This window comes from Bacteroides sp. NGMCC 1.200775 (genome assembly GCF_040798045.1).
Lineage (GTDB): Bacteria > Bacteroidota > Bacteroidia > Bacteroidales > Bacteroidaceae > Bacteroides > Bacteroides hominis.
The window spans coordinates 19,615-33,545 of record NZ_JASCQK010000001.1; the positions used below are offsets into that span (position 1 = coordinate 19,615).

Annotated in this window: 13 protein-coding genes; 9 read left to right on the forward strand and 4 right to left on the reverse strand. The window is 43.3% G+C overall.

The genetic code is table 11. The features are described 5' to 3' along the window. Positions 1–137 precede the first annotated feature (137 nt). Both QK890_RS00100 and QK890_RS00105 read left to right on the forward strand, forming a co-directional pair. Positions 138–1,391 carry an Nramp family divalent metal transporter gene (locus QK890_RS00100; protein ID WP_005806476.1) on the forward strand — a complete coding sequence of 418 codons (1,254 nt, stop codon included), beginning with the start codon at positions 138–140 and terminating at the stop codon, positions 1,389–1,391. 10 nt (positions 1,392–1,401) lie between these two features. After that, positions 1,402–2,163, forward strand: a complete 762-nt coding sequence (locus QK890_RS00105; protein ID WP_005778108.1) for an exodeoxyribonuclease III — start codon at positions 1,402–1,404, stop codon at positions 2,161–2,163. A 1-nt stretch (position 2,164) separates the two neighbouring features. On the opposite strand, the gene QK890_RS00110 is transcribed toward QK890_RS00105, so the two are convergent. After that, positions 2,165–2,575 carry a secondary thiamine-phosphate synthase enzyme YjbQ gene (locus QK890_RS00110; protein WP_005806473.1) on the reverse strand — a complete coding sequence of 137 codons (411 nt, stop codon included), beginning with the start codon at positions 2,573–2,575 and terminating at the stop codon, positions 2,165–2,167. 70 nt (positions 2,576–2,645) lie between these two features. Between QK890_RS00110 and QK890_RS00115 the strand changes: the two genes are divergently transcribed. The 7 genes from QK890_RS00115 to QK890_RS00145 all read left to right on the forward strand — a co-directional run bounded on the left by QK890_RS00115 (position 2,646) and on the right by QK890_RS00145 (position 10,211). Further along, positions 2,646–3,110 carry a C-GCAxxG-C-C family protein gene (locus tag QK890_RS00115; protein WP_005806471.1) on the forward strand — a complete coding sequence of 155 codons (465 nt, stop codon included), beginning with the start codon at positions 2,646–2,648 and terminating at the stop codon, positions 3,108–3,110. Between the two features lie 146 nt (positions 3,111–3,256). Continuing rightward, entirely contained in the window at positions 3,257–3,457 is a 201-nt protein-coding gene (locus QK890_RS00120) for a winged helix-turn-helix domain-containing protein (RefSeq protein ID WP_005778103.1), read from the forward strand. A 125-nt stretch (positions 3,458–3,582) separates the two neighbouring features. Next, positions 3,583–5,364 carry a translation elongation factor 4 gene (gene lepA, locus QK890_RS00125; RefSeq protein ID WP_005806468.1) on the forward strand — a complete coding sequence of 594 codons (1,782 nt, stop codon included), beginning with the start codon at positions 3,583–3,585 and terminating at the stop codon, positions 5,362–5,364. A gap of 144 nt (positions 5,365–5,508) precedes the next feature. Beyond that, the gene (locus QK890_RS00130; protein WP_005806466.1) at positions 5,509–6,687 is read left to right on the forward strand and encodes a sodium:proton antiporter; all 1,179 of its coding nucleotides are present in this window, start codon (positions 5,509–5,511) and stop codon (positions 6,685–6,687) included. A gap of 44 nt (positions 6,688–6,731) precedes the next feature. After that, entirely contained in the window at positions 6,732–8,045 is a 1,314-nt protein-coding gene (gene nhaA / locus QK890_RS00135) for a Na+/H+ antiporter NhaA (RefSeq protein ID WP_367627098.1), read from the forward strand. A gap of 149 nt (positions 8,046–8,194) precedes the next feature. Continuing rightward, entirely contained in the window at positions 8,195–8,560 is a 366-nt protein-coding gene (locus QK890_RS00140; protein ID WP_005778094.1) for a BlaI/MecI/CopY family transcriptional regulator, read from the forward strand. Positions 8,561–8,564: 4 nt separating this feature from the next. Continuing rightward, complete coding sequence (locus QK890_RS00145; RefSeq protein ID WP_367627099.1) at positions 8,565–10,211, forward strand: M56 family metallopeptidase; 1,647 nt, start codon at positions 8,565–8,567, stop codon at positions 10,209–10,211. Between the two features lie 70 nt (positions 10,212–10,281). Here the strand turns inward: QK890_RS00145 and QK890_RS00150 are convergent, their stop codons facing one another. From QK890_RS00150 to map, 3 genes are read right to left on the reverse strand one after another with little or no spacing between them, the layout of a single operon-like run. Beyond that, a complete protein-coding gene (locus tag QK890_RS00150; protein ID WP_032539965.1) occupies positions 10,282–11,037 on the reverse strand; it encodes a DUF169 domain-containing protein in 756 nt (251 codons plus the stop codon). Between the two features lie 26 nt (positions 11,038–11,063). Beyond that, on the reverse strand, positions 11,064–12,290 hold the full coding sequence (locus QK890_RS00155; RefSeq protein WP_032539963.1) for a DNA recombination protein RmuC: 1,227 nt from the start codon (positions 12,288–12,290) through the stop codon (positions 11,064–11,066). Beyond that, positions 12,291–13,145: a type I methionyl aminopeptidase gene (map, locus tag QK890_RS00160; protein ID WP_005806458.1), complete on the reverse strand. Its 855-nt coding sequence runs from the start codon at positions 13,143–13,145 to the stop codon at positions 12,291–12,293. Positions 13,146–13,931 lie beyond the last annotated feature (786 nt).

A 13,931-nucleotide genomic window follows, 5' to 3' on the forward strand; every position in this document is an offset into this window, starting at 1 on the left:
TAATCTTTTTAATGTGTGAATATGGAACAAAGATAGTTGTTAAAAGTGAACCGAACAAGGTTCTTGCTTGTTATTAATAGCTATCTTTGTAGATACATTCTGTAAATTAGAGGAAAAACAAGAGACATGACATCCTTATGAAAAATATTTTTAAAGATTTGAGAAGTAAAGACCACAAACGCTATCTGGGAGGTTTGGACGTCTTCAGATATATTGGTCCCGGTTTATTGGTTACTGTAGGTTTTATTGATCCGGGCAACTGGGCTTCTAATTTTGCAGCAGGTTCAGAATTTGGTTACTCACTGTTGTGGGTGGTCACGCTGTCCACCATCATGCTGATCGTATTGCAGCATAATGTTGCCCACTTGGGGATTGTGACCGGACTTTGCCTTTCGGAGGCTGCCACACAGTATACTCCTAAGTGGGTATCACGCCCTATTCTGGGTACAGCCGTACTCGCTTCCATCTCCACATCGCTGGCCGAAATACTGGGAGGGGCTATCGCTCTGGAGATGCTGCTTGATATTCCCATTATCTGGGGAGCGGTGCTGACAACTGTTTTTGTATCCATTATGCTTTTTACAAATTCATATAAGAAAATCGAACGTTCTATTATCGCTTTTGTATCGGTGATCGGGCTGTCGTTCATTTATGAACTTTTTCTGGTAGACATTGACTGGCCTATGGCAATCGAAGGTTGGGTGACACCGTCTATACCCAAAGGAAGTATGCTTATCATTATGAGTGTATTGGGAGCGGTGGTGATGCCTCATAATCTTTTCCTCCATTCGGAGGTGATTCAAAGCCACGAATATAACAAGCAAGATGATGCATCTATAAAAAAGGTATTAAAGTATGAACTGTTTGATACCCTCTTTTCCATGATTGTGGGATGGGCCATCAACAGTGCTATGATTCTGCTGGCAGCCGCTACTTTCTTTAAAAGCGGTATCCAGGTGGAAGAATTGCAACAGGCAAAGTCATTGCTTGAACCCTTGCTTGGTAGCAATGCAGCCATTGTTTTTGCTCTGGCATTACTTATGGCAGGTATCTCGTCTACAATCACCAGCGGGATGGCAGCCGGATCTATTTTTGCCGGTATCTTTGGTGAATCTTATCACATCAAGGACAGCCACTCTCAGGTAGGAGTCATTTTATCGTTGGGCATTGCGTTGCTGCTGATCTTCTTTATTGGTGATCCGTTTAAGGGGTTGATCATTTCCCAGATGGTGCTGAGTATCCAGCTTCCGTTTACCGTTTTCTTACAGGTAGGTCTGACCTCTTCGCGTAAGGTGATGGGAGATTATGTAAACAGCAGATGGAGCACGTTTGTGCTTTATGCCATTGCTGCGATAGTGACTGTATTGAATATCATGTTGTTGTTCTCATAAAATATAGACGATGAAAATTATAACTTATAACGTGAACGGACTTCGTGCCGCGGTGAATAAAGGGTTGCCCGAATGGTTGGCAGAAGAGAATCCCGATGTGCTTTGTTTGCAGGAAACCAAATTGCAACCCGACCAATATCCGGCAGAGGCATTCGAGGCGCTTGGATATAAAGCATATCTTTACTCTGCACAGAAGAAAGGGTATAGCGGAGTGGCCATATTGACCAAAATCGAGCCCGACCACATCGAATATGGGATGGGTATCGAAGAGTATGATAATGAAGGGCGTTTTATCCGTGCGGATTTTGGCGACTTGTCGGTGGTAAGTGTTTATCATCCTTCGGGTACGAGCGGAGATGAACGTCAGGCTTTTAAGATGGTTTGGCTTGAAGCGTTCCAAAAGTATGTGACCGAACTGCGAAAATCCCGTCCGAATCTGATTCTTTGCGGGGATTATAATATTTGTCATGAACCCATCGATATTCATGATCCTGTACGTAATGCCACCAACAGTGGTTTCTTGCCTGAAGAACGGGAATGGATGACTCGCTTCCTGTCCGCAGGGTTTATCGACTCCTTCCGCACGCTTTATCCCGAAAAGCAAGAGTACACCTGGTGGAGTTATCGTTTCAACTCACGCGCTAAGAACAAGGGGTGGAGAATTGATTATTGTATGGTAAGCGAACCGGTGCGCTCTTTATTGAAAGAGGCCGTTATCTTGAACAATGCGGTTCATTCCGACCATTGTCCGATGGCATTGGAAGTCGGCTGAATTATTCGAGAATGGTGATACTCAGTTTGCGTCTGTCTCCTCCGTCACGGAACTCACACAGGTAAATGCCCTGCCAGGTTCCGAGGTTGAGCCGGTGGTTTCGGATGGGAATGGTGACCGATGTTCCTATTAATGACGCCTTAATGTGTGCGCTCATATCGTCCGGTCCTTCTTCGGTATGGATGAAGTAAGGTGCCCCATCGGGTACCAGTTTGTTGAAAAACGTATTAAAATCATGGCGCACGTCCGGATCTGCATTCTCGTTGATGGTGATGCCTGCCGAGGTGTGTTTGATGAACACGACCAACAGTCCGTTTTCCGGTAATTCAGGGATAAGGGAGAGGACGTCATGAGTGATCAGATGAAAGCCGCGCGGATAGTGCGGCAGTCGTATATCGAAAGTTGTTGCCATAAAAATCATTGGTTAGTTGCCGGCAAAGATACTTTTTTAATAAATTTGCAAGAAATTAAAAAGATATAAAATGACACTGGAAGATAGAATAAACCGGGCCTCTGAGCTTTTTAAGAGCGGTTATAATTGTTCGCAGTCTGTAGTAGCTGCTTTTGCCGATATGTATGGATTTACTGAAGAACAGGCACTGCGTATGGCTGCTTCGTTCGGTGGAGGTATCGGACGCATGCGCGAAACGTGCGGAGCGGCTTGTGGCATGTTTCTGCTTGCCGGATTGGAGAAGGGAGCTGTCGACGGAGCCGATCGTGAAGGGAAGGCTGCCAATTATGCTTTGGTGCAAGAGCTTGCAGCCGAATTCAAGAAACGAAATGGTTCGTTGAATTGTGGCGAACTGCTTGGTTTAAAGAAGAAAGCGCCGGTTTCATCCGAACCGGAGGCCCGGACAGAACAGTACTATGCCAAAAGACCTTGTTCGAAAATGGTAGAAGAAGCAGCCAGAATATGGGCTGAATATCTCGAAAAACAGAAAAAATAGCTGTTAAATTGATGTTTTCATTACAAAGAAGAGAAAAAACTTACTAATAATCTGTTATATAACATAATTATAACTATCTTTGCAGCCGAAATAAAATCTGATTTGTTCAGGTTTTAACTCATGTCTAACTAAAATTTCTAAAGCAAATGTTGAAAGAAAAAGCAGGTGAAATTGCAGGTAAAATCTGGAATGCACTGAATGGAACAGAAGGACTGACTGCCAAGCAGATTAAGAAAGCGACTAAGTTGGTAGATAAAGATTTGTTCCTTGGCCTCGGATGGCTGTTGAGAGAAGACAAGATCTCTACTCAGGAAATCGAAGGTGAAATCTTCGTTACATTGAACTAAGGAGTGGGCTACTTCCCCAATAAAAAAATGCGTTGATACATTATGATATGTTATCAGCGCATTTTTTTATGTTCTGGCATTTGTGTATATTTGCGCACCAAATTAAATTAAGATAATAGTATCAGATGGATAAAATCAGAAATTTTTGCATCATAGCTCATATCGACCATGGTAAATCAACATTAGCGGACCGCTTGTTGGAGTTCACTAATACCATTCAAGTGACAGAAGGGCAGATGCTTGATGATATGGACCTGGAGAAGGAGAGGGGGATTACAATTAAAAGTCACGCCATACAGATGGAGTATGCATACAGGGGGGAAAAGTATATTTTGAACCTGATTGATACTCCGGGTCATGTTGACTTTTCGTATGAAGTGTCCCGCTCGATAGCTGCCTGTGAAGGTGCGTTGCTTATTGTAGATGCATCACAAGGGGTCCAGGCACAGACCATCTCAAATCTTTATATGGCTATTGAGCACGATCTTGAAATCATTCCGATCATTAATAAATGCGATATGGCGAGTGCCATGCCCGAAGAGGTGGAAGACGAGATTGTAGAGTTGCTGGGATGCAAGAGGGATGAAATTATCCGTGCATCCGGTAAGACGGGTATGGGGGTTGAAGAAATACTGGCAGCAGTAATAGAGCGTATACCTCATCCGAAAGGTGATGAAGACGCACCGTTGCAAGCTTTGATCTTCGACTCTGTATTCAACTCCTTCCGTGGAATTATAGCTTATTTCAAAATCACGAACGGAGTTATCCGTGCGGGGGACAAAGTGAAGTTCTTTAATACCGGAAAGGAATACGTTGCCGATGAAATTGGAGTGTTAAAGATGGAAATGGTTCCCCGTAAAGAATTACGGACGGGGGATGTTGGATATATCATTTCCGGTATTAAGACCTCGAAAGAGGTGAAAGTGGGAGATACGATTACCCATGTAGCCCGTCCTTGTGATAAAGCGATTGCCGGATTTGAAGAGGTGAAGCCGATGGTGTTTGCCGGAGTTTATCCTATTGAGGCCGAGGAATTTGAAGATCTGCGGGCTTCGCTTGAGAAGTTGCAGTTGAACGATGCTTCGTTGACTTTCCAGCCGGAATCTTCTTTGGCGCTGGGATTCGGTTTCCGTTGCGGTTTCCTGGGGTTGCTTCACATGGAAATTGTACAGGAGCGTCTGGATCGTGAGTTCGATATGAACGTCATTACTACGGTTCCTAACGTATCTTATCATATCTACGATAAGCAAGGCAATATGACGGAAGTTCATAATCCCGGCGGTATGCCCGATCCGACAATGATTGACCACATAGAAGAGCCTTATATCAAAGCTTCCATTATTACAACTACCGATTATATCGGACCTATCATGACGCTTTGCCTTGGCAAGCGGGGAGAGCTGTTGAAGCAGGAATATATATCTGGAAACCGCGTCGAGCTGTTTTACAATATGCCTTTGGGCGAGATTGTGATCGACTTCTATGACAGATTGAAGAGTATCTCGAAAGGTTATGCTTCGTTTGATTATCATCCGGATGGTTTCCGTCCGTCTAAGTTGGTGAAACTGGATATTCTGTTGAATGGCGAATCGGTTGACGCGCTTTCCACCTTGACTCACTTCGATAATGCCTACGATATGGGACGCCGGATGTGTGAAAAATTGAAAGAACTGATTCCGAGGCAGCAGTTTGAGATTGCCATCCAAGCTGCCATCGGTGCCAAAATCATAGCACGTGAGACGATCAAGGCTGTGCGTAAAGATGTTACGGCGAAATGTTACGGAGGTGATATCAGCCGTAAACGTAAATTGCTTGAGAAGCAGAAAAAAGGAAAAAAACGTATGAAGCAGATCGGTAACGTGGAAGTGCCGCAGAAGGCGTTCCTTGCCGTGCTTAAACTGGATTAGGAAATAAGGGCTGCAACGTGATAAAAAGCAGAAATCTTTCTGAACAAATTTCGTTGCAGCCAGTTTCTAATATACCAGGTAATTGCCATCTGTCCGCAGAGCTTTCCCTGGCAATTGCCTTTAAAACAACGATAAACAATAAAAATGAGAAAAGTTCTGTCTTTTTCGGCCTTTTTGATTATTGGCCTTTTACTATCACAATTCCTGCCATCATTGGCAGGTGAAGGATATGCTGCTGTAAAAACTGTATCTAGTATTCTTCTTTATGTCTGCCTGAGTTTTATCATGATTAATGTCGGGCGTGAGTTTGAAGTAGATAAGACCCGTTGGCGAAGTTACGCTGAAGATTATTTTATTGCGATGGCTACTGCCGCTATGCCTTGGTTCCTGATTGCCCTTTATTATGTGTTTGTACTTCTTCCTCCTGAGTTTTGGAATAGTTGGGAGGCGTGGAAAGAGAATTTGCTGTTAAGCCGTTTTGCCGCTCCTACGTCGGCAGGTATCCTTTTCACAATGCTCGCTGCTATCGGACTTAAGTCAAGTTGGATTTATAAAAAGATTCAGGTGCTGGCTATCTTCGATGACCTTGATACGATTTTATTGATGATTCCTCTGCAGATAATGATGATCGGTATGCGCTGGCAACTGATTGTGGTTATCTTTATCGTCTTTTTGCTGCTTTCATTAGGTTGGAAACAGTTGGGCAAATATAACTGGCGTCAGGACTGGAAAGCGATAATGGGCTATTCGGTACTTGTTTTTGTTGCTACACAGGCTGTTTATTACTTCAGCAAGCAGTTGTATGGCGAAGAGGGCAGCATTCATATCGAAGTGCTGTTGCCGGCTTTTGTTCTGGGTATGATCATGAAACACAAAGAGATAGATACTCCGGTGGAGCACAAAATTTCGACGGGAGTCTCGTTCCTGTTTATGTTTTTAGTCGGACTCAGTATGCCGCATTTTATTGGGGTGAACTTTGCAGAGACGCATGCCGGAACCCATTCGGTGACAGGCTCACAGGAAATGATGTCATGGGGAATGATAACGTTGCATGTGTTGATTGTTTCACTGCTTTCAAACATAGGTAAGTTATTCCCCGTATTCTTTTACCGGGACCGGAAGTTCAGCGAACGACTGGCACTTTCTATCGGTATGTTTACCCGTGGTGAAGTAGGAGCCGGAATTATTTTTATTGCCCTTGGATACAATCTGGGTGGCCCTGCTTTAGTGATCTCAGTGCTTACGATCGTGTTAAACCTGATCCTGACCGGCATCTTTGTTCTATGGGTGAAGAAGTTGGCATTGCGGAGTTATACAACTTAGCAAAGGCATAAAGTTACTTAAACCTAATTCTATAAATACATATTATGACAGTTTTACGTTCGATGAAGGATTTCTCGTCGATGAATATTACGGCGAGTATTTTATTATTTGTAACAGCGATTGCTGCTGCGGTAATTGCTAACTCTCCTGTGGCACCGGTGTATCAGGAATTTTTGTCGCACGAACTTCATTTCCGTATCGGAGGCTTTAATTTACTTTCGCATGCGGGACACAATCTGACAATGATTGAGTTCATCAATGACGGATTGATGACGATTTTTTTCCTGATGGTCGGGTTGGAGATTAAGAGGGAGTTGCTGGTAGGTGAGCTTTCTTCGTTTCGTAAAGCTGCACTGCCATTCATAGCCGCATGTGGCGGAATGGTAGTGCCTGTTGTAATCTATTCCATGATTTGTGCTCCGGGCACTGAAGGAGGACAAGGGTTGGCTATCCCCATGGCGACCGATATTGCCTTTTCCTTGGGAGTACTCAGTCTGTTGGGCAAGCGTGTGCCGCTAAGTTTGAAAATCTTCCTTACAGCTTTTGCGGTAGTCGATGATATAGGAGGTATTTTGGTGATTGCTATCTTTTACAGTTTACATGTGGCTTATGAGTATTTGTTATGGGCGGCATTACTTTACGTACTGTTATATTTTATAGGTAAGAAAGGAGCCACTAATAAGATTTTCTTTTTAGTCGTTGGGGTGGTTATCTGGTATCTTTTCCTGCAATCTGGTATCCATAGTACGATTTCCGGTGTCATTCTGGCTTTTGTCATTCCCGCTAAACCTCAGTTGAATGTCGGTACTTATATTGAGCGTATCCGGCGTATTATCAGTACATTCCCCGAAATGAGAGCAAACAATATCGTATTGACCAACCAGCAGATAGCTAAGCTGAAGGAGGTTGAGTCGGCTTCCGACAGAGTCATCAGTCCGCTTCAATCACTTGAAGATAATCTTCATGGTGCGGTGAATTACCTTGTTCTTCCATTATTTGCTTTTGTCAATGCCGGTGTTATGTTCAGTGGTGAAGGCGAGGTCATTGGCGGAGTTACCTATGCGGTTGCTCTGGGGCTGTTGGCTGGCAAGTTTCTTGGGATTTATTCTTTTACATGGTTGGCCATCAAGAGTGGACTCACTCCAATGCCTTTAGGGATGAACTGGAAGAACATATCCGGAGTGGCATTATTGGGAGGCATTGGTTTTACGGTATCACTTTTTATTGCCAATCTTTCGTTTGGCTCCACTCACCCCGTATTGTTGAACCAAGCTAAACTCGGTGTTTTGTCCGGTACGGTAATAGCAGGTATATTGGGATATCTGGTTTTGCATTGGGTCTTGCCCCGGAAAAGATGATTTTCTTATATAATAAGGTAGTCTTCTAATCTCCTGCTAAGATTAGTTAAATAACTTATGGCATTAGTTGAATAACTAATGGTTGCAGTTGTTTGTTCTGAATGATTTATTATCTTTGTGGTATCAGAACCTTTTAATTCTTAATTACGATGAAAAGACTTACTGCCAAAGAAGAAGAGATCATGCGCATATTCTGGAAAGAAGGTGCAATGTTTGTCCGTGAACTTCTGAAGTATTATGACGAGCCCAAACCCCATTATAATACAGTATCTACTATCGTACGGGGTCTTGAAGAGAAAGGGTTTGTCGGATATAAAGCTTATGGCAATACCTATCAGTATTTTGCCTTGATCTCAGAGAAGCAGTATAAGCGCTCCGCTCTTCATGAAGTTGTTTCCCAATATTATGATAATTCCTACACCAATGTTGTATCGGCATTTATTGAGGAAGAAGGGTTATCTGTTGAAGACCTGAAAGCTTTGATTCGCCAGATAGAACAAGGACGTAAAAAATAATCTTATGGGAACTTTCTTGTTTTACCTGCTCAAGTCAGCTTTCTGCCTGATATTATTTTATGTGTTTTATCGGGCGTTGCTGAGCCGCAGCACTTTCTTTCGCTTTAACCGATTGACATTGCTGGTGGGGATGTCGGTATGTGTCGTCCTCCCTTTGATGGAGTTTACTACTGAGGAAGAGCATCTCTTCCATACTCCTTTTCAGGTCATCCATCGTGTATTGGTGGAAGAAGGTTATTCCGATTCTTCGTTGGAGTTGGTTCAGGAAGGAGGAATGGGGCGGTTGGCAAACTCGCCTGAAAGGGTACGACATACTTCTCCTGATATCACATTCCGGTATGAATTAATAAGAGTAGGGGGAGTTGTCTATTTGATAGGGAGCGTCGTAGTGTTCTTAGGCTTTGTACTGTCTGCGATTCGTATGTGGCGTCTGATATTACATGCCAGGAGGAGCAGATACGGAAAGTATACATTGGCATTGACTTCTCAAACGGTAGGTTCTTTTAGCTGGGGGAGGGTTATTGTGATTTCTGAAGCGGATTATGGTCATTCACAAGAAATTCTGCTGCATGAAGTGATGCATTTGCGTAGTTGGCATACGCTGGATTTATTGTGGATTCAACTTCTTCTCATTCTATTCTGGTTTAATCCGGCCGTGTGGCTGTTGAAACGTGAGTTACAGGAAGTTCACGAATTTGAGGCAGACGACGGAGTGATAAATAATGGCATCGATGCAACGAGATATCAACTTTTGTTAGTGAAAAAGGCTGTTGGTACAAGGCTCTACTCTATGGCCAACGGTTTCAATCACAGTAAACTTAAAAACCGAATCACCATGATGTTGAAAGAAAGAACCAATGGGTGGGCACGTTTGAAGCTGTTGCTTTTTGTGCCCGTGATGGCCGGAACGCTTTATGCGTTCGCCCGGCCCGAAGTGAAGGAGACATTTGTACAGACAGTGCCCGGACTGCACCAGAAACAAGCAATGGATTATCAAACTCTGTCGAAACTGTTGAGGAATGAAGAGGAGGCCTACAACCTTCGGAAATTTGGAAAGAAGGTTGCCCCTACTACCCCTGAGAACCGGATGAATCAATTGCTAATGAATGCCAGGAATGTGATGCTGTTCGATGGAGATTATGTTCTCAAAGAAAATCTGAAGGATAAAGTTAAGGAAAAGCTTTTGTATAAACAACGGAGAGAGAAAGAAAAGTCTGGTCGTAAAGACGAACAGATTGTTGGGTTCTGGTGTGACAGAGGAACCAACGTGGATGAAGCAAGGCAGGCATTGCAGGCGGTTTACGATGCATATACCGAAATACGTGACAGCATTGCTATTGCTTCGGGTAATGATAGTAAAGATTTTCTTGACAAGGAATTCCCCATCGTTGTTTCGCAATATGAGAATTTGAAGAAGTTTGGCTCCCAAAATGGAGATTGTCTGAGTGGGATCGAGTTGAATTTTATGTCCGGTAAGGATTTGCTTAAAGAATTGAAGAATCCTACGGCAGAGGAGTTACAACAGGCGGTAACCGATTATCGGGAGAAACTGAAAGATGGCCGGAAACTTAGTGTGAGGGTCAAGGTTGATCGTGAATGTAATATGGGGACAGTGTTGAAAATGAAACAGATACTCAGAGAGAACTGGTAAGAAGAACCGGTTTCGGTTACTTTGATAAGAGCTATTCCGGTGAAACAACTCTCCGGAATAGCTCTTTTATTTAAGACTGATTGGATTTGCCCATTCTCTTTTTGATTACGTCCCACGTAGCTGTCTTCAGAAAGCTTTCTTCCATTTGCAACACCATTTTTTTGAATTTGTTAAATGGAATGGCAAAAGACAAAAGGTCGGATTTCATACATTTGCGTGCCGAAGGGTCGAATGATCCTAACACTGCCCGATTGGTTCCGTCCAGTTGTTCCCGGTACGGATGATAGATAATGGAGGCACAGCCTGCACCGAAAGGAGCAATCACTGCATCAGGATCTGCATTGTCAAAACAAGCCAGTGTGAACAATCCGGAGAGAACATCGGCAGATGCAAAGAAAATAACCGCTTCCGGTGTGTCTTCTGCTTCCAGTTTGTCCCAACGCTTGAAAATCAGGTTTTCCCCCTTGATAGGAAGTACGGGTAACTGTGCCAGAGCCTCCGCAGCCAATTCCGGCGTTTGTTTGTATCGTTCTCCTTCTCCTTGCCCATTGTGTGAAAGGAAACATTCAAACCCGGGGAACATCTTGTCCGTAAAGCTTGTATATCGTTTCCCACCCCGGCATCCCACAGAATCTGCCTGTATACAGAGAGTTTTTCCTCGTTGTACTTGTGTCAGTTGGGCAATGATACACCGATGTCCTTTCGGAGCTTCCACTACCGGAAGATTCTGTGTATCTGCCGAGTATTCAAATGCTATGGGGAGTCCGGCTTGTGGAAAATAAGTATTCCACAAGGTAATGAACTGATCCTTAAGTGTTGTTTCCATGACCTTATATCTCGTTGTTTTATCAATTAATCATCTTCTCCGCCATCGTCAATCGGTAAGATTTTCCGGCTTTCTTCGTGTGGGAGCTCTTCGACCTGCCGGAGCTTGCGTTCGATGGCGCGGGTGCGTTTTCCTATTACTTCTTCCAATTGGTCACCTGCACTTTGCAGATTCTTCTGCACCTTCTCAAGCAGTCCTCCGAATTTTCCGAATTCTGTTTTTACGGCTCCCAATACAGTCCATACTTCACCAGTACGCTTCTGTATGGCAAGTGTCCGGAATCCCATTTGCAGGCTGTTCAGTATGGCTCCCAGAGTAGTTGGTCCGGTTACGACAATCTTGAAATCCTTTTGTAGTGTTTCCACTAAAGTTGTGCGGCGGATTACTTCTGCATAAATGCTTTCAAAGGGGAGGAACAGGATGGCGAAGTCCGTTGTAAACGGTGGGTCGACATACTTGTCATGAATATCCTTTGCCATCTTTTTTATGGTTGTTTCCAGTTGACGCCCGCATGATTCCATCAGTACAGCGTCACCTGCCTCAAAGGCATCATAATATTGCTCGTAAACATCTTTTGGGAATTTTGCATCGATTGGCAGATAAACGGTACTGTTTGCATCGTCTTTCCCGGGAAGTTTGATGGCGAACTCTACAAATTCGGTTCCGCTCTTCTTGGTCTTGACATTTGCTTCATACTGTTCAGGACTCATCATCTGCTCCAGAAGAGCACCTAACTGGACTTCTCCAAAGGTCCCGCGCATTTTCACGTTGCTCAGAACTTTCTTGAGACCACCCACATCTTGTGCGAGAGACTTCATTTCTCCCAGGCCTTTTTGCACGTTTTCAAGTTGCGAACGGACTATCTCGAAGGACTGTCCGATACGTTCGTTAAGAGTCTTTTGTAATTTCTCTTCAACCATCACGCGCATGTCATCCAGACGCTTCTCAGTAGACTGTATCAGCGTTTCCTGCTGACGTGCCATTGCGTCGAACTTCTGGCGTTGCAGTTCTCCGGTGGTCATCATGTTCTTATGCATGGCGTCCTGCAACTGTTGTAAACCCTGATTCAGGGTTTGCGTCATTTCCATGCGCAACTCACGAATGCTGCGATTCAACTCTTCCCGGTTTTCCTGCATTTGTTGACGCAATGCCCGTTGCATCTCTTCGCTTTGCGAGCGATTGTTGCGGGTTAGTGTCAATACAAGCTGGACAACCAGCAAGGCTGCAATAATCAAGAGGAGAGTCAGTTCCATTTAATAAGTCAATATTTCGTTTCCGGTTTCAGTAATCAGAATCATATTTTCCCATTGTGCAGACGGCAATCCGTCGTCTGTGCAGACTGTCCAGTCATCAGCAGAGTCGACAAAGACCTCATACGTTCCCATATTGATCATCGGTTCGATGGTGAAAGTCATGCCCGGAAGAATTAACATTCCTGTTCCCCGGCGTCCGAAGTGTTCTACGTCGGGTTCTTCATGGAATTTGATACCTACTCCGTGCCCGCATAAGTCACGGACCACGCTATAACCGTTCTTCTCGGCATGTTCCTGAATAGCGGCACCCACATCTCCTAACCGTGCCCAAGGCTGTGCGGCTGCTATACCGATTTCCATACACTCTCTGGTAACTTGCACCAGTCTTTGTTTTTCCGGACTGACTTCACCGATCATGAACATACGTGATGCATCGGAGAAATAGCCTTTGTAAATAGTCGATACGTCCACGTTGACTATATCTCCGCTTTGCAGAAATTCGGTCGGACTGGGTATTCCGTGGCATACCACATCATTGATACTGGTACAGACGCTTTTAGGGAATCCTTCATAATTAAGAGGAGCGGGAATAGCACCGTGAGCTGTTGTGAAATCATAAACCAATCGGTCGATCTCTTCTGTAGGCATTCCTTCACGAATGTTTTCCGCGATGTGGTCAAGCAGCGCCGTATTGATTTTGGCACTTTCACGGATACCTTCAATCTGTTCCGGCGTACGGAGCACTTTGCGTGGGGGAAGTTTATAGCCTTGTTTTCTGTATTTCTGTATCTTATCTTCTATTTCATCCGGATAATTGGAAGGAGTAAACCGGACTCCTTTAATAAACTTTTTCATTTTACTATCTTGATTTTTTATTCGTAGCACAAATGTAGGGAATAAAAAGGGGAAATGCTGTGTATCGGGAAAGATTATTTCTGCGAGTCGGAGGTGAAAAGTAGCAATTAATACTCAATAACTCATTTTGTCATTTTGTATTTTAATGCTGCTCAGATTTGATTTTTCAGGTCCTATATCAATCCTTGTGGAAAAGAACGCGAAATAGCGGAATTTGTATAATTCAAAAAGAATGTTATTCCATTGTTTTACTGTGATATCGTTTATTGATAGTTCTAATATCGTTTATTGTGTTATGAATGTCTATGTTTATGCACGTATATGTTATTTTTGTATGATTGCTTCTGCGAGTGCTAATAAATAAAAAAAGTGGTCTTATACAGTGGGAAACGTCTTTGGGGATTATGAAGTTAGCAAAATACTCGGATGAAGTTAGCAAAATACTTAGACGAAGTTAATAAAAGACTTGGATGAAGTTAACAAAAGACTTAGAGGATATTAATAAAGGTCTAAGTGTTTTTGCATATTTATCATTAGATAGTGATAAAAGTGTATGTTATTTCTTTTTTTATCCGTTTTCTATTAAATATAAGTTCTATCTGAGGACTTTTGTTTCTATATAGAGTTAGCGATTCTTCTATAAATGAAGCAATCTGTAGCTTACTTCCTCTTAAAGGTTTCTTTTTGAAAATTCAGGTAAGGTAAACAGAATGCCTCCGAAGCGAACAATGTGGTTTTTATTTGTTTGAAATGTTTTTATTAATCCTATTTCCTTTTTATTAGAAA